Origin of the sequence: Kitasatospora sp. NPDC047058, assembly GCF_040643935.1 — a bacterium.
Classification (GTDB): domain Bacteria; phylum Actinomycetota; class Actinomycetes; order Streptomycetales; family Streptomycetaceae; genus Kitasatospora.
In genome coordinates this window covers 19,479-37,633 of sequence record NZ_JBEYVJ010000045.1, presented here as the reverse complement: position 1 = coordinate 37,633, position 18,155 = coordinate 19,479, and the positions used below count along the sequence as shown (strand labels likewise).

Sequence of the window (18,155 nt, the reverse complement as noted above, 5' to 3'; positions counted from 1 at the left end):
CGTCCAGTCACGTGAGCATTGGGATCGCGGCCTGCTGGATCTCGGGGGAGATCTTCTCCTCTTTCCACGTCGATGTCCAGGTCGGCCCGGCCGGCCATCGCCGAGGAGGCCTCGGCGTGGAAGCGGCGCGGGATCCGGCCGGCCCGGTGGGCGAGCCGGCCGGCCTCGGCGGCGTGCCGCATCGCCTCGGCCATCAGCACCGGGTCCTGTGCCCGGGTCACCGCGGAGGCGAGCATGACGGCGGCGCAGCCCAGCTCCATCGCCAGCGCGACGTCCGAGGCCGTGCCGGCGCCCGCGTCCAGGATCACCGGGACGTTCGCGCTCTCCACGATCAGCTGGAAGTTGTGCGGGTTGCGGATGCCCAGGCCGGAGCCGATCGGCGAGCCCAGCGGCATGATCGCCGCGCAGCCGACGTCCTCCAGCTTCCGGGCCAGCACCGGGTCGTCGTTGGTGTACGGGAGGACGGTGAAGCCGTCGTCGACCAGCGTCTCGGCGGCGTCCAGCAGCTCGATCGGGTCCGGCAGCAGGGTCCGCTCGTCCGCGATGACCTCCAGCTTCACCCAGTCGGTGCCGAGCGCCTCGCGGGCCAGCCGGGCGGTCAGCACCGCCTCGCCGGCGGTGAAGCAGCCGGCGGTGTTGGGCAGTACGCGGATGCCGTTGCGGGTCAGCACGTCCAGGACGGACCCCTGGGTGGTGGCGTTCACCCGGCGCATCGCCACCGTGGTCAGCTCGGTGCCGGAGACCCGCAGCGCCTGCTCCAGGACCTCCAGGCTGGGGGCGCCGCCGGTGCCCATGATCAGTCGCGAGCCGAAGGCGGTGCCGGCGATGGAGAGGACGTCGTCGGCCATCGGTCAGCCCCCCTGCACGGCGGTGAGGATCTCGACCCGGTCGCCCGCCGAGAGCTGCGTGACCGGCCACGAACTCCTCGGCACCACGGCCTCGTTGAGGGCGGCGGCGACGCCGGTGTTGGCCCGGCTGAGGGTGGTCACCACCTCGGCGAGGGTGGTCGCGGCGGGCACCAGGCGGGGCTCGCCGTTGACGGTGAGGGGGATGTCGCTCATGCGGGGACCTTCGGGGCGAAGCGAGTGGGGGAGAACGGTACGGCCGGCTCCGGCACGGTGCCGGTGGCCAGGTACTCGGCGACCAGGTCGGCGGTCACCGGGGTGAGCAGCACGCCGTTGCGGTAGTGGCCAGTGGCGGCGACCAGACCGGGCAGCGCGGTCGGCCCGATCAGCGGCGCGTTGTCCGGCGAGCCCGGCCGCAGCCCGGCGGACGTCTCCACCAGCGGCAGCTCGGTGATGCCGGGGACCAGCTCGTGGGCGTCGCGCAGCAGCTCGTACACCCCGCCGGCGGTGACCGTGGTGTCGTAGCCCTGCTCCTCGCTGGTCGCACCGATCACCAGCTCGCCGTCCGCGCGCGGCACCATGTACAGGTGCTGGCCACGGACCACCGCGCGGACGTTGCGGGACAGGAACGGCCGGTACGCCTCGGGGATCCGCAGCCGCAGGACCTGGCCCTTCACCGGGCGGATCGCCGGCAGCACGCCCTCGGGCAGGCCGGGCAGCCGGTGGCTCTCCGGACCGGCGGCGAGCACCACCTGGCCGGCGGTCACGGTCTCGCCGGTGCCGAGCCGGGCGCCGACCGCGCGGCCGTCCTCGACCAGCAGCTCGACGGCCTCGGTCCGCCGGCCGATCACGCCCGCGGCCTGGCCGGCCAGCAGCAGCGCGGTCAGCAGCCGGCGGCCGTCCACCTGGTGGTCGTCGGCCACGTGCAGGCCGCCGCGGACGCCGGGGGCGAGCATCGGCTCCAGCTTGCGGGCCTCGCGGCCGGTCAGCCAGGTCGAGTCGAGGCCGAGCCGCAGGTGGAAGTCGTGCAGCTCGCGCAGCTCCGCCCGGTCGTCGGAGTCGAGCGCGACGGCGAGCGTGCCGCACGCGCGGTAGCCCGTGTCCTGGCCGCCGCTCGCCTCGGTGAGCTCGGCGGCGAAGGCGGCGTACCGCTCGTTCGAGGCCATCCCGAGGCGCAGCAACGGCTCCTCGCCGTACTGGAGTTCGGTGACCGGGGCGAGCATCCCGGCCGCGACCCGGGCGGCGCCGCCGCCGGGGGTGGGGTCGACCACGACGACGTCCCCCAGCCCGCGCTGGGCCGCGCGCCAGGCGACGGCGAGGCCGATCACGCCTCCGCCGATCACCAGCACGTCCGCGTGGGCACCTGGTGCCGAGCGTGTCAAAGCTGCTTCTCCCTTCGCCGGAATGACCCGGATCAGGTTCGGACGGTCGCAGGCCGTGCCAGCCCGCCTCTCAGCCCGGTCCGCCGGGCTCCCGTGATGGTGTCCCCACCTTAACTCCGGGCCCTGTCGCCGCTGAAGGCGCGTACGAGGGGTGGGACGGGAGCGGGCGGGGTGCCCGGCGCCGCCCCGGGCCCGTCCCGCCGCCGGTCCCGCCGCCCGGCCCGCGGACGCGGGGCCGGGGCCGGGCGCGGGCGCCAGTACAGTGACCGCGTGGCAGAGCTGAGCGGGACGGATCAGGTGGTCGTGGTGGGGGCCGGGCTGGCCGGCGCGCAGTGCGCGTCGGGGCTGCGCCGGGGCGGCTGGCGCGGGCGGATCGTGCTGGTGGGCGAGGAGCCGCACGCGCCGTACGACCGGCCGCCGCTCTCCAAGGAGGTGCTGCTCGGCAAGACCGACGCCACCACCCTGGACATCGACTTCCCCCACCTGGGCATCGAGCTGCTCACCGGCCGCCGCGCCACCGGCCTCACCCCGGGCGTGCTGCACACCGACGGCGGTGACCTGCCGTACGGCGCCCTGGTGATCGCCACCGGCGCCGCCCCGCGCGTCCTGCCCGGCGCCGAGCGCGCGCACCTGCTGCACACCCTGGACGACGCGCTGGCCCTGCGCCCGCTGCTCCGCCCGGGCCTGCGCCTGGTGCTGGTCGGCGCGGGCTGGATCGGTGCCGAGGTGGCCACCGCGGCCCGCGCGGCCGGGTGCGAGGTGACCGTGGTCGAGGCCGGCCCGGCGCCCGTCCCCGGTGCGCTGCCCGCCGAGGTGGGCCGGGCGATGGCCGCCTGGTACGCCGAGGCCGGGGTCGAGCTGCGCTGCGACGCGGCGGTCGCCGCCGTCGAGCCCGGCGCGGTGCTGCTCGCGGACGGCTCGCACCTGCCGGCCGACGAGGTGGTGGTCGGCATCGGCGCCCGCCCGGCGACCGACTGGCTGGCCGGCTCCGGCGTCGAGCTCGACGCGGCCGGAGCCGTCCTGGTGGACGAGCGGCTGCGCACCAGCCTGCCGGGCGTCTGGGCGGCCGGGGACTGCGCGAGCTACCCGTCCGCCCGGACCGGCGCCCGGCTGACCGTCCAGCACTGGGACCACGCGCTGCAGTCCGGCGGGGCGGCCGCCGCCGCGGTGCTCGGCGCGGACGCGCCGTACGACCCGGTGCCGTACTTCTGGTCGGAGCAGTTCGGCCGGATGGTCCAGTACGCCGGGCGGCACGGTGACGGGGACGAGCTGGTCCGGCGCGGCTCGCCGGCGGACCCGTCCTGGGCGGTGCTCTGGCTGCGCGACGGCGTGCTGCGCGCCCTGCTCACCGTCGACCGCCCGCGCGACCTCACCCAGGGCCGCCGCCTGGTCGAGCGCGGCACGCCGCTGGACCCGGCCCGGGCGGCGGACCCGGCGGTGCCGCTGAAGTCGGCCGTCGCGGGGTAGCCCCGGGGGCCCGTTGGTGCGCGGCGGGCCGCGGAGGTGGCAGTCTGGTGGCGTGAGTGAGATCGAAAGCAAGATTGAAGCCCTGGTCCCCGAGTGGATGTACCTGCCCGACATCTCGGAGCAGTGGGGGGTCCGGGTCACCGAGGTGCGTGACCTGGTCAGGAACGGCGGGCTGATCGCCGTCCGGCGCGGCCCGAACAAGTCGCTGCAGGTCCCGGCGGCGTTCATCGACGGCCCGGGGCTGGTCAAGCACCTGTCCGGCACCCTGACCGTCCTGCGCGACTGCGGGTACAGCGACACGGAGATCCTGGAGTGGCTCTTCACCGAGGACCCGTCGCTGCCCGGCAGCCCGATCCAGGCGCTGCGGGAGAACCGCGGCACCGAGGTGAAGCGCCGGGCCCAGGCGATGCTGATCTGATGGCCGCGGACACACCGCGCGGACGGCTCGCCGACGCCCGGCTCTACCTCTGCACCGACGCCCGCCGCGAGCAGGGCGACCTCGCCGAGTTCCTCGACGCGGCCCTGTCCGGCGGCGTGGACATCGTCCAGCTCCGCGACAAGGGCCTGGAGGCCAAGCAGGAGCTCGCGGCCCTGGAGGTCTTCGCGGACGCCTGCCGCCGGCACGGCAAGCTGCTCTCGGTGAACGACCGTGCCGACGTCGCGCACGCCGCCCGCCCCGACGTGCTGCACCTCGGGCAGGACGACCTGCCGGTGCCCGCCGCCCGGGCGATCCTCGGCGAGGACGTGCTGATCGGCCGTTCCTGCCACGCCGAGTCCGAGGTGGACGCGGCGGTCGCCGAGCCGGGCGTCGACTACTTCTGCACCGGCCCGGTCTGGCCGACCCCGACCAAGCCGGGCCGCCACGCGCCCGGCCTCGGCCTGGTCGCGTACGCGGCGAAGCAGGTCACCGACCGCCCGTGGTTCGCCATCGGCGGCATCGACCTCGGCAACCTGGACGAGGTGCTGGCGGCCGGCGCCCGGCGCGTCGTGGTGGTCCGGGCCATCACCGCGGCGGACGACCCGCAGGCGGCCGCGGCCGCGCTCGCCGCACGGCTGCGCCGGGCCTGACCCCGCGCGGGGCCGCCGCCGGACCGGGTACTCAGTACTTGCGGACGGTGGCGGCCTCGGCCAGCGCCAGCAGCACCGTACGGGCCCGCTCGTCGGCGAGCGGCGCCGCTTCCAGCGCGGCCAGCGACTGCCGCATCAGCTCCTCGATCCGCTGCTCCACGCGCTCCGGCGCGCCGCTGCGCCCGACCAGCGCGCGCAGCCGGGAGACCTCCTCGGGCGCGAGGTCCGGTGCGCCGAGCCGCTCGTCCAGGTGGCGGGCGTCGGCGGCGGAGAGCCCGCGCATGGCGTGCGCGACCAGCAGGGTCCGCTTGCCCTCGCGCAGGTCGTCCCCGGCCGGCTTGCCGGTGACCGCCGGGTCGCCGAAGACGCCGAGCAGGTCGTCCCGGAGCTGGAACGCCTCGCCCAGCGGCAGGCCGAACGCCCCGTAGGCCTCGACCAGCTCCGGCGGGGCGCCCGCCAGCAGCGCGCCGACCTGCAGCGGGCGCTCGATCGTGTACTTGGCCGACTTGTAGTGCAGCACGGTCTGGGCGCGGTCCAGCGCGCCGCCGTCGGTGGAGTCGCCGGCGACCGGCTCCAGCACGTCGAGGTACTGGCCGACCATGACCTCGGTGCGCATCAGGTCGAACATCGGCTTGGCGGCCAGTACCGCGGCCGGGTCCAGGCCGGAGCGCAGGAACAGCTCGTCGCACCAGATCAGCAGCAGGTCGCCGAGCAGCACCGCCGCCGAGGCGCCGTACTGCTCGCGGTCGCCGCGCCAGCCGCTGTCGCGGTGCAGCGCCTCGAAGCGGCGGTGCACCGAGGGCAGGCCGCGCCGGGTGTCGCTGCGGTCCATCAGGTCGTCGTGGACCAGTGCACTCGCCTGGAGCAGCTCCAGGGCGGCGGCCGCGTTGGCGATGCCCTCGCCGTCGGCCGGGCCGCCGGCGCCGCGCCAGCCCCAGTAGCAGAAGGCCGGGCGCAGTCGTTTTCCGCCGTCCAGCAGGAAGTCGCGGAGCGCGTCGGCGGCGGGTGCCAGCTGCGGGGAGATCTTGCCGAGCAGGGCCGTCTGACCGTCCATGAAGCCGGCGAGGGCCGCGTTGACGCGCCCGCGCACGTCCTCCACGTCAATGGGGTGGGCCGGCCGGTTGGTGGACGAGGTCACGATGAGGCTCCGGAGGTTTCGCTGGGGGTGCAGCAAGCGTAGCCGGGTGGCCGGGAACAGCTGTACGGGCGAGGTGACGGGCCGGTCGGCAGGCCGGCCGGCGGCCGTTCCGCAGGGCCTTCCGCGGGCCTCCGGAAGGCTCCCCGGGAGGCCGGTGAACGGAAGCGGAACCTTGTCCATTGATTGTCTCAATTGCTGGAACCGAGTTGTCGGGGCCCTTCGACCGACGGTTAACCTGCCAACATGGCACTCGGCGTCGCTTCCACCAGAACAGACCGCGCGTTGACGGTCCGCGAGCTTCTGGCGGCCGGCAAGCGATCCTTCTCCTTCGAGTTCATGCCCCCGCGCAGCGAGGTCGGTGAGCAGCGTCTCTGGGACGCCATCCGCCGCCTCGAACCGCTCGACCCCAACTTCGTCTGCATGACGTACGGGGCCGGCGGCTCCTCGCGCGAGCGCACCGTCAACATGGTCGGCCGCATCGCCACCGAGACCACGTTGACCCCCGTCGCCCACCTGACGGCCGTCGACCACTCGGTCGCCGAGCTGCGCAACATCATCGGCCAGTACGCCGACCAGGGGGTGCGCAACGTCCTCGCGGTGCGGGGCGACCCGCCCGGCGACCCGCTGGGCGAATGGGTGAAGCACCCGCAGGGCGTCACCTACGCGTACGAGCTGGTGGAGCTGATCAAGGGCATCGGCGACTTCTGCGTGGGCGTGGCCGCCTCGCCGAACATGCACCCGCGCTCGACGAACTGGGACGACGACATCCGGCACTTCGTCGCGAAGATCCGCGCCGGGGCCGACTACGCGATCACCCAGATGTTCTTCGAGGTCGACGACTACCTGCGGCTGCGCGACCGGGTGACCGCCGCCGGCTGCGAGACGCCGATCATCCCGGAGATCATGCCGGTCACCAACGCCAAGCAGCTGGAGCGGTTCCCGCAGCTGAGCGGCTCGGCCTTCCCGGCGGAGCTGGAGGCCCGGCTGCGCGCCGCGATCGACGACCCGGCGACGCTGCGCGAGGTCGGCATGGAGCACGCCACCGCGATGTCCGAGCGGCTGCTCGCGGAGGGCGCCCCCGGCCTGCACTTCATCACGCTGAACCACTCGACCGCGACGCTGGAGATCTACCAGAACCTCGGTCTGCACCGGCGCTGAGCCGCGCCGCCGGCCCGCCCGGGCCGGCGGCCGCAGCGGCCGTGGCGGCCGGGAACGCAATGCGGTACCCCGGCCGTTGAACCGGTACAGTCGCCGCACACGCGCGGCGCGCGCGGGCACGCGACTGGAGGTAGCGGGCGGATGGGCATCGGATACCTGCTGCTGTACGCCGCGTTGGCGGTGGTGGCGCTCTGGCTGGTGGCCGAGCTGCTGCTGCAGAACCGCGCCCCGGTGCACTGGCGGGCCCTCGCCCTGGCCGGCTTCCTCGGGGTGCCCGCCGGAATGGCGACGGGCTCGGTCGTGCTGATCGGCGCGGGTGCCGCGCTGTTCGCGGTCGGCCAGACCCTCGTCACCCTCTCGGTGAAGCGCGGGTACGCGGCCGGCTGGTCGCTGCGCACGGCCGACGGCGGCCTGCCCGGCCCGCTCGCCAAGGTGCCGCTGCTCGGCGCGCTCACCGGTGGTGCGGCCGTGGCCACCGCGGTGGCGGTGGACCGGATCGGCACGGTCAGCGCGGTCGAGGAGACCCCCGAACCGGCGCCGGCCGACGAGGAGCCGGCGGCCGTCGAGCAGACCGCGGCCTTCGAGATGCAGGAGATCGCCGCGGACGGCGTCTACGCGTCCGCCTACTACGAGCAGCAGCAGACCGAGCTGCTCCAGCCGGTCGCCCAGCCGGTCGTCCAGGCCGACCCGTACGCCGGGGCCTACCAGGGCGGCTACGACCCCGCGCAGCAGCAGTCCTACGACCAGCTCGCGCAGCAGCAGCAGCAGCAGTGGCAGGCGCAGCAGCAGCCGGCCTTCGCCTACGACCAGGGCTACGGCGGCTACCAGCAGCAGCCGGACCCGTACGCGGGTTACCAGCAGCAGCCGGTCGACGCCTACGGCTACCAGCAGCAGCAGTACGGCTACGAGCAGCAGCAGCCGCAGCAGCAGTGGCAGCCCCAGCCGGACCCGCTGCAGCACGACCCGCTCCAGCAGGGCATCCCGCAGCAGCCGCAGTACGACTACGGCTACCAGCAGCAGAACACCTGGCAGCAGCACGGCTGAGCACCGGAGGCCGTCCGGGCCGCTCCGACCCGGACCCTTGCGCGGGCCGCTACGCGGGCCCGATGAGGTTGGCCGCGATGCAGGCCGACATGCCGACCCGGGCCAGCCCGCCGCCGGGGTGGGCGGCGCCGCCGATCAGGTAGTACCCGGGGGCCTGCTCGGTCGGCGCCTGGAGGAAGGCGCCGCGGGCACCGGCCAGGGCGGGCAGCGGGACGGAACCGAGGAACGAGCCGGTCTCCCGCCCGGTGTCCGCCGGGGTGCGCACCACGCGCCACAGCACCCGCCCGCCCAGCCCCAGGCCGGCGGCGTCCGCCTGGGCGATCATCCGGTCGGCGAAGCGGTCGGCCGTGCCGGGCGCCGTCCAGTCCGTGCCCGTCGCCGGGGTGGTGGCGGTCAGCACCACGGCCTCGTGGCCGGCGGGGTGCAGCGAGGGGTCGTCCGGGCGCAGCACCTGGACGGTCGGGCGCCCGGCGAGCGGGGTGCCGGAGCCGAAGATCCCGTCCAGCTCGGCGGTGCGGTCCTGGGCGTGCACCACCGTGCGGTGCACGGTGCCCGCCGGGCGCTCCCCGCGCAGGGCGAGCAGGACGACCACCCGGCCGGGCGCACCGGCGGCCCGCATCGGCTGCGGCCGGTCGTCCCGGGACGCGGCTCTGCCGGGGGACGCCCGGAACCCCACCCGGGCGTCCATCGCGGAGACCACCACGTCGGCGTCGATCCGGCCGGCCGCGGTCTCGACGCCGCACACGCGGCCGCCGTCCTCCCGCACCCCCTCGACCGGGGTGTCGAAGCGGAACTCCACCCCGCGCTGCTCGCAGCGCCGGTACACCGCGTCGGCCAGCGCGCGGATGCCGCCCCTGACGTACCAGACGCCGAAGGACTGCTCCATGTACGGCAGCACGGTCGCCCCGGCCGGGGCGGTGCGCGGGTCGAAGCCGAAGCGCAGGGCGTGTTCGTGCAGCAGGGCGGTCAGGCCCGGGTGGCCGCCGAGCTCGCGGGCGGCGACCTCGGCCAGCGTCCACGGCCTGGCGCCGAGGAGCCGGGCGAGCCGGCCCGGCGGGGGCGGCCCGGGGTACGGGTCGGTGCCCAGCGGCCGGGTGTCGGCCGGCAGCGGCTCCTCCAGCAGCGGTCGGCGGGTGGCCTCCCAGACCGTGCGGCCGTGGTTCATCACCTCGGCCCAGCGGGCGCCCGCGCCGGAGCCGAACGCGCCGTCCAGGGCCTGGACGACGCCCCCGCGGGAGGCGTTCGGCAGCACCAGGTCGGTGCCGTCGGGCAGCAGGTGCCGGCTCTCCGGGTCGACCGGGGCCAGCCCGACCAGCTCCTCCAGCGGCTCCCGGCCGGTCTTCAGCGCCAGGTCGCGGTAGACGGCCGGGAGGGTCAGCAGCCCGGGACCGGTGTCGAAGGCGAAGCCGTCGCGCTCGTACCGGCCGACCATGCCGCCGTACGTCCCGGCGGCCTCGCAGACCGTCACCCGGTGTCCGAGCGTCGCCAGCCGGGAGGCCGCCGCGAGCCCGCTCATTCCTGCGCCGATGATGACGATCCGTGCCATGGCCGAATCCTATGGCTGCGGGGTGTACACCCCTGCCGCCGGCTGCGCCCGGCCGGCCGCGCGGGCCGCCTTGCGTTCGCGGCGGCGGGCCCGGAAGCGGCGGATCCGGTTGATCGCGAACCAGACCAGCAGCAGGCCCGCGACGAGCAGGACGGCGGCGATCGAGGCGGCCGCCCAGGGGTGGAAGATCGCCAGGGTGACCAGGCCGGCGACGGCGAGGTCCTCGGCCAGGCTGACCACGATGTTGCTGGCCGGCTCGGGCGAGGTGTTGACCGCCATCCGCAGCGAGGCCTTCACCAGGTGGCTGACCAGCGCGGTCGTCCCGCCCATCGCGCCGGCCGCGACCTCGGGCAGCGAGCCCGGGTCGGCGCCGGCCAGCAGGGCGCCCACGACGGCGCCGGCGACCGGGCGGATCACGGTGTGGGCGGCGTCCCAGACGCTGTCCACGTACGGGATCTTGTCGGCCACCGCCTCCAGCAGGAACAGCACGGCCGCCACGACCAGCACGTCGGTGCGCTCCAGGGCGGACGGCACCGAGTCGGCCCCGGCGAACCGGCCCAGCAGGCCGAGCAGCAGCACCACCGCGTACGCGTTGATCCCGCTCGCCAATCCGCTGGTGAAGATCAGCGGAAGGATCGTCATCCGTTCCTCCTCCGGGTGTCGGCCGGGTCCGCCCGGCTCGCCGTACCGTACCGGGACGCCGGCCGGGCGCTCCCCGGTTCCACGGGCCGCCCGTCCCCGGCCCGAGCCGGACCCGGCCGGACCGCGCCGGACTGAGTACGGATACTCAGAACCCCGGTTGAGTACCCGAGCGGATGGTCCCCGGCCTGCGGAGACGGCAGAGTGGTGGGCACCGGGAAGGCGGCGCGTCGGGCGCCGCCGTCCCGGTACGGCGGACAGGTGCCGCCCATCGGCTCGCGAGGGGCCGGCGGGTGGCACCGGCGGGTCCGCACCGGAGGCCGGTCACGGACCGCGCACCGCCGACACGGGGCGGCGGAGCGGGGTCAGGGGGAGCCGGCGACCCCGGGGGGAATGCGGGGCGCCGGGTGGGGGCGGCGCTCCGGCAGGTGCGGGGCGGCGGGACGCGGGGCCGACAGGCCCGCGGCTGATGAGGGATCGGCCGGCGACTGCCGCCCGCACGCATGCCCGGAGTGCGAACGGCCGTGCAACGGCCCGGGGACGCGTTGTCAGTGGTGCCGTTCACGATGGGGGAGCACGGATCATCCGGTCCGTGCGCTGCCTCGGAACGGGGGAGACCATGACCGTCAGTCGTCCTGAGCCCGTCACCGCCCGCCTCCACTCCGCCGCCCACCGTCCGGACGGCCACCGGCCGGCCGTCCCGCACCAGCCGGCCGTTCCGCACCAGCCGGGGGGCCACGTTCCGGCCGACGGGGACGTCCACCCGGTGCAGCGCCGGGTCACCGCCCCGCCCGCCGCGCTGGACCTGCTCGCCGACGCCCACCGCACCCTCGCCCGCTCCCGCACCCTGGAGGACCCGCTGGAGCGGTACGCCACCGCCCACCTCGCGGCGCTGCGCACCGTCGCGGCGGTGCTCGCCGTCCGGGGCCGGCCGGAGAAGAGCCCCCGGCGGCGCCGGGCGATCCGCAGTGCCTGGGAGGTGCTGCCCGAGGTCGCGCCCGAGCTCGCCGAGTGGGCGGGGTACTTCGCGGCCGGCGCGCGCCGCCGGGCGGCCGCCGAGGCCGGGATCAGGGGCGCCGCCTCGGCCCGCGACGCGGACGACCTGATCCGCAACTGCGCACTCTTCCTGCGGCTGGCCGAGCGGCTGCTCGGCCTGCATCCGGTGCCGCCCGCCCCGCGGCTGCCGCCGGACGGCGGGGACGGCCGGGACCGGGTGGCCTGAGCGCCCGGCCGGGCGGCGGCCCGCCGGTCCGTTCCACCGGGCAGGCCCTAAGGTGGAGGCATCCTGATCGATCTGCACGTGCCGAGGAGCCCCGCCTTGTACCCGACGCGTCCCCGCAGCGCCCTGCGTACCGCCGTGGTGTGGGAGGTGGTGCGGTCAGCCCTGGAGAAGCGGGCGGCCGAGCTGGAGCAGCCGGTGCTCGACGTGGTCGACACCGGCGGCGGCACCGGCAACTTCGCCGTGCCGGTCGCCCGGCTCGGCCACCGGGTCACCGTGGTCGACCCGAGCCCGGACGCGCTGTTCGCGCTGGAGCGGCGGGCCGCCGAGGCCGGCGTGACCGACCTGGTCCGCGCCGTCCAGGGCGACACCCAGACGCTGCCCGAGCTGGTCGCGCCCGGCACCGTCGACGCGGTGCTCTGCCACGGCGTGCTGGAGGTCGTCGACGACCCGGCCGAGGCGCTCGGCAGCCTGGCCGGCACCCTGCGCCGCGGCGGCTTCGTCAGCCTGCTGGCCGCCAACCGCAACGGTGCGGTGCTGGCCAGGGCGCTGGGCGGGCACTTCAACGACGCGCGGGCGGTGCTGACGGCCGCCGACGGCCGCTGGGGCGAGGGCGACCCGATGCCGCGCCGCTTCACCGGCGAGGAGCTGGACCGGCTGGCGGCCGGCGCCGGCCTGCGGGTGGAGTCGGTGCACGGCGTCCGGGTCTTCGCCGACCTGGTCCCCGGTGTCCTGGTGGACACCGAGCCGGGCGCGGTGGAGGCGCTGCTCAAGCTGGAGGAGGCCGCCGCCGGGCAGCCCGCCTTCCACGCCGTCGCGACCCAGCTGCACCTGCTCGCCACCCTGGTCTGACCGGGGCGGCCACGGCCGTTCTCCGTCCGAACGCCACCCCGTCTCCTCCGGAGCTCCCCAGGTCCCGGCCGATTCCACCCGGTCGGGCACTTGTCCGGGCCTTCTCGCGTTGTGCCCAGTGCGGCGGCGGACCGCCCGAAGTGCCCCGGCCCAGGCGTGGCCGACCACTCCGGAACGGGCCCGCGGACCGTATGATCTGGGTAAAGCCGGAAAGCATGACAGCCGGATGCAGGGGGCATATGGACCACACGGACCCGGGCCCCCGCACAGGCGTCCGACCGCGTGTTCTCAAGGCTGATTGGACTTGCCTCCCCGACCGGGGCGGCGGACCGGTCGCACCCGCGACCGACGAGTAGGAGGACTCCGTGCCGCTCTCGGAGCACGAGCAGCGACTGCTCGACCAGATGGAGCGAGCGCTGTATGCCGAAGATCCCAAATTCGCGTCGGCGCTCGAGGGAACCGGGCTGCGCACCCACACCCGTCGGCGGGTCTATCTGGCCGTAGGCGGCTTCGTGGTGGGTATCGGCCTGCTGATGGGCGGCATGGTCGTCCCCGACCAGATCTGGGTCAGCGTCGTCGGGTTCCTGGTGATGCTGGGGTGTGCGGTCTTCGCCGTGACGGGCTGGCGCCGCGGTCCGGCGGGTCAGGCGTCCGGTCCTCGTCCCCCCGCCGCGCCGCGCCGCAAGGCGGGGATGATGGACCGGGTCGAGCAGCGCTGGCAGCGCCGCCGGGACGAGCAGACCGGCGGTTTCTGAGCAGGAAGCACGCCGGGCAGGAACGCCACGAGGGCGGGTAGTCGGACCGACTACCCGCCCTCGGCGTTTCCCTGCTCAGTCCTGCCCCTCCGCGGGGCCGCCGCGGCGGCGCAGCCGGCCCGCGGTCCGGCGGACCGGTGCGGTGACCGCGCCGACCGCCCGGGCCACCCGGCGGCGCACCGCGAGCCGCACGGACAGCACCGCGTCGGAGATCCGCCACCAGAGCTGGGCCGAGGACGGCGGGAGCAGCAGCGCCCTGGTCCGGCCGACCCGGCCGACACCGGCCCGCAGGCCGTCCCGGGCGGTCCGGACGTCCGCCAGCACCGGCGCCGACACCTCGGCGGACCGGGCGTAGAGCACCCGCTCGGTGGCCAGCGCGACCCGGCCGGCGGCGGCCGCCGAGGCCTCGTCCAGCTCGGCCGTCTCGGCGATCCGGCGGGCGGCGGCGCGCGGGGTGCGCGACTCGTCCGGCGGGATGCCGATGTCCCACGCCGAGTCGACCAGTTCGGCCCAGGCGGCCAGCACCTGCTCGTCGGTCAGCTCCGCCGGGCCGTCCCCGCCGGGCCGGCGCCGCCCGCCCGTGCCGAGCCGGCGGCGGCGCAGCAGCGTCCGCCAGAGGGCCGGGAGGAGCAGCAGTGCGATCAGCACGAGGACCCCGGCCACGGTGGCCAGGACCTGCCAGGAGAGCAGCCCGGAATCCTCCTGGCCGGCGTCGGCGGTCTTCTTCTTGTCCCCGCAGTCGCCGGTGCGGCGCAGCTTCGGGTCGCAGTCGCTGCTGCTGGACGGCAGCGCGACCGGTGCCGAGCTCTGCGCGGTCACGGTGGGCGAGGCGGTCGGCGCGGTGGTGGGCGCCGCGACCGGCTCGGTGTAGCGGGGCTCGACGCCGCGGCTCTTGGTCGGCTCGAAGCGCATCCAGCCGAAGCCCTCGAAGTACAGCTCCGGCCAGGCGTGGTACATCAGGCCGGTCACCGAGTAGACGTTGCCGCCCTTGGTGTTGCCCGGGGTGAAGCCGACCGCGACCCGGGCCGGGATGCCGAGGGCGCGGGACATCGCCGCCATGGTGGAGGCGAAGTGCACGCAGAAGCCCCGGCGGTCGCGCAGGAAGACCTCGATGGCCGAACTGCCGGTCCCGGCCTTGATCTTGGTGTCGTAGGTGAAGTCGGGCCCGGTGAAGAAGTCCTGGAGCGCCAGCGCCTTGTCGTAGGCGTTGTGGGCGTTCCTGGTGATCTCCTCGGCCTGCTTCCTGACGACCGGCGGCAGGTCCTTGGGCAGGTCGGTGTAGCGCTGGAGGATCTGGTTCGGGGCGGGCGGCGCCTGCTGCAGCTCCTTGGCGGTGGGGCGGACGTCGTAGGCGGTGACCTGGTAGTGCAGGCCCTTGACCGCCTTCTCCTTGCCCTTCGCCGGGACGACGGTGCCGGTGACGGTGTCCACCCGCCAGTCGGACGCGTTCGGCACCTTGGCGCTCTTGGGCGGGTAGGGCATCGGCAGCCAGGCGGACTCCAGCTTGTCGCCGATCTGGAAGTCGCCCTCGATCGGCGGGACGTCCAGCCCGCGCAGGCCCTCCGGGGCGAGGAAGTCGGGCTTGAGGTCCATGGTGGCGGGGTTGGTGAGCTTCCACGCGGCACCGTCGAACGCGTCCAGCGAGCCGGTACGCAGATAGGTGGTGTCCGCGACCGTGCTGTCCATCCGGTAGGTGAGCAGCTCGGTGTCGCGGGGCTCGGCGATCGCGGATTCCAGGGTGACCAGCGGGTCGAGGCTGGCGACGCCGCCGATGCCCGGGCCGTTGTTGCCGCCCTTGGAGCCGGAGTGGATCAGGCCGCCCTCCCAGTGCGGCAGGAAGACCGGCAGCAGCATCGCCATCGCCAGGGCGAGGACGCCGACCTGCTGGCCGCCCACGCTGAGCGAGCCGCTGCCCTCGGTGCCGCGCGAGGTGCCGCGGAACACGCGGCCCCAGCGGGAGACCCGGTCCTGGCCCTCGGCGAACAGCAGCACCAGGTAGCCGGCGGCGGCCAGCCCGAACCAGATCCAGCTGCCCCGGTCGCCGGCCAGCCCGTTGCCGACCGAGTAGAGCGCGAGCAGCGGCAGCCCCGCGAGGGCGGAGCGCCGGTAGGTCACGGCGATGGTGTCCACCACGATGGCGATCAGCCCGACCGAGCCGACCAGGATCAGCCGCAGGCCCGGGTTGGGCGGCGCCGGGATGGCGTACTCCTGGATGTCGGCCAGCCCGCGGTCGAGCACCCGGCCGAGGGTGTGCACCGACTCGGTGCCGGGCACCAGCCCGCCGAACCGGTTGGTGGCGCTCGCGAAGCCGACGAGCAGCAGCACGAACAGGACGACCAGCTGTCCGAGCGGGACCGTCCAGCGGTAGAAGGGGGTGCGGCGCAGGCCCGCGCCGGCCGCCGCGATCAGCGCGGTCACCAGGAAGGCGTGGGTGATCCAGCCCTTGGTGGTGAGCAGCGGGGTCAGGCAGAGCGCGGCCAGGGCGGTGGCCAGCGCCGAGTACACGGTCAGTTTGGCCCGGGTGGTCACGCGCCGGCCTCATCTCGGTAGGGGGAGGGCGACTCGGCCCGGTCGGCGGCCTGCCACAGGTCGGGCACGGAGTCCCCGGCGCGGACCGGCAGGACGGTCCAGCCGGCCTCGCGCAGCTGGCGGACCCGGGCCTGGAACTCCTCCCCGCCGGTGTCCGGGGCGAGCATCCGCAGGCCGGCCCAGGTGCCGGTGTCGAGCAGGAAGACCACCGCGCCGCCGGTGCGGGTGCGCAGCCGGGCCAGCCGGGCGGTCTGCGGTTCGTCCAGGTCGCCGAGGACGGCGACCAGCAGGCCCTCGCCGGATACCCGCAGCGGCTCCTCGGCGCGGGAGAGGCCGCCGCCGTCGGAGAGGTCGACCACCGCGAGCGCGTCCAGGATCAGGCCGGAGGCGACGGCGGCGGTGTTGCCGCCGCCGGCGTCCGCGCCGGGGACGCAGTGTCCGGTGTCGGTGAGCAGCCGGGTCTGGTAGCCGCGCTGCAGCAGGTGCGCGGCGACCGAGGCGGCGCAGCTGACCGCCCACTCGAAGGAGGAGGCGGGGCCGCTGCCGCGGTGGCCGATCTCCCGGGTGTCCAGCAGGACGGTGGCCCGGGCCTTCTGCGGCTGCTCCTCGCGGCGGACCATCAGCTCGCCGTACCGGGCGGTGGACTTCCAGTGGACCCGGCGCAGGTCGTCGCCCGGCCGGTACTCGCGCAGGATGACGTCGTCGTCACCGGCCAGCGCCAGGGCGCGGGTGCGGCTCTCGCCCTGGCCGGCCCATTCGCCGCTGAGGCGGACGTGCGGCAGGGCCTGCACCTGCGGCACCACCGTGAGGACGTCGGCCGCGGCGAACGAACGGTTCAGCTCGCACATCCCGAACGGGTCGGAGAGCCGCAGCTGGAGCGGGCCGAGCGGGTAGCGGCCGCGCAGGTCGGAGCGGACCCGGTAGGACACCTCGCGGTGGCCGCGCGGCTCGACCCGGTCCAGGACGAACCGCGGGCGCGGCCCGAGCACGTACGGGACCTTGTCCTCCAGCAGCAGCAGACCGGTGGGCACCCGGGAGACGTTGTCCACCCGCAGGTGGACCCGCGCCTCCTGGCCGGCCACCGCCCGGCTCGGGGAGAGCCGGCGCCCGCTGGCCACCCGGTAGCGGGTGTTGGCCAGCAGCAGTGCGGCGGCCAGCGGCAGCGCCGCGAGCAGCACGCCGACGTGCAGCAGCGCGTCCTGGTCGAGCAGGTAGGAGCAGACCACCGCGGTGCCCCCGGCGGCGAGGAAGGAGCGGCCCCGGGTGGTGAGGCCGCGCAGGCCGGCGCGCAGACCCGACGGTGCGTCGGACGGCCCCACCTCAGCCCCTCCGGACGGCCGGGCCGCCCTGCGGGCGCGGCAGCGGCAGCCGGGCGACCAGGTCGGCCACGATCTGCTCGGCGGTGCGGCGGCTGAGCTGGGTCTCGGCGGTCGGCATCAGGCGGTGGGCGAGCACCGGGACGGCCAGGCGCTGGACGTCGTCCGGGGTGACGTAGTCGCGGCCGTCCAGGGCGGCGGCGGCCCGGGCGGCGCGCACCAGGTGCAGGGTGGCGCGCGGCGAGGCGCCGAGCCGCAGCTCGTGGCTGGTCCGGGTGGCGCCGACCAGGTCGACGGCGTAGCGGCGGACCGGGTCGGCGATGTGCACGGTGCGCACCAGCTCGATCAGCTTCAGGATGTCGGCGGCGTGCGCGACCGGCTGGAGGTCGTCCAGCGGGCTGGCGCCGCCGTGCACGTCGAGCATGGCGAGCTCGGCCTCGGGGCTCGGGTAGCCCATCGAGATCCGGGCCATGAAGCGGTCCCGCTGGGCCTCCGGGAGGGCGTAGGTGCCCTCCATCTCGACCGGGTTCTGGGTGGCCACCACCATGAACGGCGAGGGCAGCTCGTAGCTGGTGCCGTCGATGGTGACCTGGCGCTCCTCCATCGACTCCAGCAGCGCGGACTGGGTCTTCGGCGAGGCGCGGTTGATCTCGTCGCCGACCACGATCTGCGCGAAGATCGCGCCCGGGCGGAACTCGAAGTCGCGCTGGTGCTGGTCGAAGATGTTGGTGCCGGTGACGTCCGAGGGCAGCAGGTCCGGCGTGAACTGGATGCGCCGCACGGTGCAGTCGACGGACCGGGCGAGCGCCTTGGCCAGCATGGTCTTACCGACGCCGGGCACGTCCTCGAGCAGCAGGTGGCCTTCGGCGAGCAGGACGGTCAGCGCGATCCGGACGGCCTCCGGCTTGCCCTCGATCACGCTCTCGATGTTGGCCCGCACCCGGTCCACGACGGCGGCGAGCTCCGGCAGGCCGGCCGGCCGGTAGCCCGCCGTCCGCTGATCGCCCCCCGTACGACCTTCGAGACCGGCCTGATCGTTGTAGCTCGTCACCCGTACGCTCCCTGGCACGCTGCGCCCGCCTCACCCCGAGGCCGGCCCCCACCCCATGCTTGACGCCGCCCCTCCGGGCACGGTTCCGGGCGGATCCGGTGCCGGGAGTGGGGCCTGCGGCCTGGCCGCCCCAGGTGGTTCGGGGT

General features: G+C 75.5%; 17 protein-coding genes and 1 riboswitch. Of the genes, 8 read left to right on the top strand and 9 right to left on the bottom strand.

Features of this window, described 5'->3' with window-relative positions:
• From ABZ885_RS10045 to thiO, 3 genes are all read right to left on the bottom strand, one after another.
• On the bottom strand, nucleotides 1-848 hold an 848-nt coding region (locus ABZ885_RS10045; protein WP_360185813.1), incomplete at its 3' end, for a thiazole synthase.
• A gap of 3 nt (nucleotides 849-851) precedes the next feature.
• Entirely contained in the window at nucleotides 852-1,061 is a 210-nt protein-coding gene (gene thiS / locus ABZ885_RS10040) for a sulfur carrier protein ThiS (RefSeq protein ID WP_360185811.1), read from the bottom strand.
• Nucleotides 1,058-2,227 (bottom strand): glycine oxidase ThiO, encoded by a 1,170-nt coding sequence (gene thiO / locus ABZ885_RS10035; protein WP_360185808.1) that lies wholly within the window; start codon nucleotides 2,225-2,227, stop codon nucleotides 1,058-1,060. Before thiO ends, thiS begins: the two co-directional genes overlap by 4 nt.
• Nucleotides 2,220-2,332: riboswitch (TPP riboswitch) on the bottom strand. It overlaps the preceding gene by 8 nt.
• A 165-nt stretch (nucleotides 2,333-2,497) precedes the next feature.
• Between thiO and ABZ885_RS10030 the strand changes: the two genes are divergently transcribed.
• Genes ABZ885_RS10030 through thiE form a run of 3 tightly spaced genes read left to right on the top strand, consistent with a single transcriptional unit; the run spans nucleotide 2,498 to nucleotide 4,762 of the window.
• The gene (locus ABZ885_RS10030) at nucleotides 2,498-3,694 is read left to right on the top strand and encodes an FAD-dependent oxidoreductase (protein WP_360185805.1); all 1,197 of its coding nucleotides are present in this window, start codon (nucleotides 2,498-2,500) and stop codon (nucleotides 3,692-3,694) included.
• A 52-nt stretch (nucleotides 3,695-3,746) separates the two neighbouring features.
• Entirely contained in the window at nucleotides 3,747-4,112 is a 366-nt protein-coding gene (locus tag ABZ885_RS10025) for an Rv2175c family DNA-binding protein (protein WP_360185803.1), read from the top strand.
• Nucleotides 4,112-4,762 (top strand): thiamine phosphate synthase, encoded by a 651-nt coding sequence (gene thiE, locus ABZ885_RS10020; protein WP_360185800.1) that lies wholly within the window; start codon nucleotides 4,112-4,114, stop codon nucleotides 4,760-4,762. The genes ABZ885_RS10025 and thiE overlap by 1 nt, the downstream gene beginning before the upstream one ends.
• Before the next feature lie 31 nt (nucleotides 4,763-4,793).
• On the opposite strand, the gene ABZ885_RS10015 is transcribed toward thiE, so the two are convergent.
• Nucleotides 4,794-5,900, bottom strand: a complete 1,107-nt coding sequence (locus ABZ885_RS10015) for a polyprenyl synthetase family protein (protein WP_360185798.1) — start codon at nucleotides 5,898-5,900, stop codon at nucleotides 4,794-4,796.
• Nucleotides 5,901-6,143: 243 nt separating this feature from the next.
• On the opposite strand from ABZ885_RS10015, the gene metF reads away from it, so the two are divergent.
• On the top strand, nucleotides 6,144-7,058 hold the full coding sequence (gene metF, locus ABZ885_RS10010) for a methylenetetrahydrofolate reductase [NAD(P)H] (protein WP_360185795.1): 915 nt from the start codon (nucleotides 6,144-6,146) through the stop codon (nucleotides 7,056-7,058).
• A gap of 141 nt (nucleotides 7,059-7,199) precedes the next feature.
• On the top strand, nucleotides 7,200-8,102 hold the full coding sequence (locus ABZ885_RS10005) for a hypothetical protein (RefSeq protein WP_360185793.1): 903 nt from the start codon (nucleotides 7,200-7,202) through the stop codon (nucleotides 8,100-8,102).
• Between the two features lie 49 nt (nucleotides 8,103-8,151).
• Here the strand turns inward: ABZ885_RS10005 and ABZ885_RS10000 are convergent, their stop codons facing one another.
• Both ABZ885_RS10000 and ABZ885_RS09995 read right to left on the bottom strand, forming a co-directional pair.
• The gene (locus ABZ885_RS10000; RefSeq protein ID WP_360185791.1) at nucleotides 8,152-9,648 is read right to left on the bottom strand and encodes an NAD(P)/FAD-dependent oxidoreductase; all 1,497 of its coding nucleotides are present in this window, start codon (nucleotides 9,646-9,648) and stop codon (nucleotides 8,152-8,154) included.
• A 9-nt stretch (nucleotides 9,649-9,657) separates the two neighbouring features.
• Complete coding sequence (locus ABZ885_RS09995) at nucleotides 9,658-10,290, bottom strand: DUF4126 domain-containing protein (RefSeq protein ID WP_360185788.1); 633 nt, start codon at nucleotides 10,288-10,290, stop codon at nucleotides 9,658-9,660.
• Nucleotides 10,291-10,906: 616 nt separating this feature from the next.
• Between ABZ885_RS09995 and ABZ885_RS09990 the strand changes: the two genes are divergently transcribed.
• From ABZ885_RS09990 to ABZ885_RS09980, 3 genes are all read left to right on the top strand, one after another.
• Nucleotides 10,907-11,509 (top strand): SAV_6107 family HEPN domain-containing protein, encoded by a 603-nt coding sequence (locus ABZ885_RS09990; RefSeq protein ID WP_360185785.1) that lies wholly within the window; start codon nucleotides 10,907-10,909, stop codon nucleotides 11,507-11,509.
• 96 nt (nucleotides 11,510-11,605) lie between these two features.
• Complete coding sequence (locus tag ABZ885_RS09985; protein ID WP_360185783.1) at nucleotides 11,606-12,358, top strand: methyltransferase domain-containing protein; 753 nt, start codon at nucleotides 11,606-11,608, stop codon at nucleotides 12,356-12,358.
• A gap of 365 nt (nucleotides 12,359-12,723) precedes the next feature.
• Nucleotides 12,724-13,113 carry a DUF3040 domain-containing protein gene (locus tag ABZ885_RS09980; RefSeq protein WP_360185781.1) on the top strand — a complete coding sequence of 130 codons (390 nt, stop codon included), beginning with the start codon at nucleotides 12,724-12,726 and terminating at the stop codon, nucleotides 13,111-13,113.
• 75 nt (nucleotides 13,114-13,188) lie between these two features.
• On the opposite strand, the gene ABZ885_RS09975 is transcribed toward ABZ885_RS09980, so the two are convergent.
• The 3 genes from ABZ885_RS09975 to ABZ885_RS09965 are packed head-to-tail and all read right to left on the bottom strand — an operon-like array spanning nucleotide 13,189 to nucleotide 17,928.
• Nucleotides 13,189-15,642, bottom strand: a complete 2,454-nt coding sequence (locus ABZ885_RS09975; protein WP_360185778.1) for a DUF3488 and transglutaminase-like domain-containing protein — start codon at nucleotides 15,640-15,642, stop codon at nucleotides 13,189-13,191.
• Nucleotides 15,639-16,961 (bottom strand): DUF58 domain-containing protein, encoded by a 1,323-nt coding sequence (locus tag ABZ885_RS09970; RefSeq protein ID WP_360185775.1) that lies wholly within the window; start codon nucleotides 16,959-16,961, stop codon nucleotides 15,639-15,641. The genes ABZ885_RS09975 and ABZ885_RS09970 overlap by 4 nt, the downstream gene beginning before the upstream one ends.
• A gap of 1 nt (nucleotide 16,962) precedes the next feature.
• Entirely contained in the window at nucleotides 16,963-17,928 is a 966-nt protein-coding gene (locus ABZ885_RS09965) for a MoxR family ATPase (protein WP_360185821.1), read from the bottom strand.
• Nucleotides 17,929-18,155: the final 227 nt, after the last annotated feature.

Excerpts from the sequence above, each read along its gene's own strand:
- thiS (WP_360185811.1), bottom strand. The coding sequence starts at position 1,061 with ATGAGCGACATCCCCCTCACCGTCAACGGCGAGCCCCGCCTGGTGCCC.
- thiE (WP_360185800.1), top strand. The coding sequence starts at position 4,112 with ATGGCCGCGGACACACCGCGCGGACGGCTCGCCGACGCCCGGCTCTAC.
- metF (WP_360185795.1), top strand. The coding sequence starts at position 6,144 with ATGGCACTCGGCGTCGCTTCCACCAGAACAGACCGCGCGTTGACGGTC.
- ABZ885_RS10005 (WP_360185793.1), top strand. The coding sequence starts at position 7,200 with ATGGGCATCGGATACCTGCTGCTGTACGCCGCGTTGGCGGTGGTGGCG.
- ABZ885_RS10000 (WP_360185791.1), bottom strand. The coding sequence starts at position 9,648 with ATGGCACGGATCGTCATCATCGGCGCAGGAATGAGCGGGCTCGCGGCG.
- ABZ885_RS09995 (WP_360185788.1), bottom strand. The coding sequence starts at position 10,290 with ATGACGATCCTTCCGCTGATCTTCACCAGCGGATTGGCGAGCGGGATC.
- ABZ885_RS09990 (WP_360185785.1), top strand. The coding sequence starts at position 10,907 with ATGACCGTCAGTCGTCCTGAGCCCGTCACCGCCCGCCTCCACTCCGCC.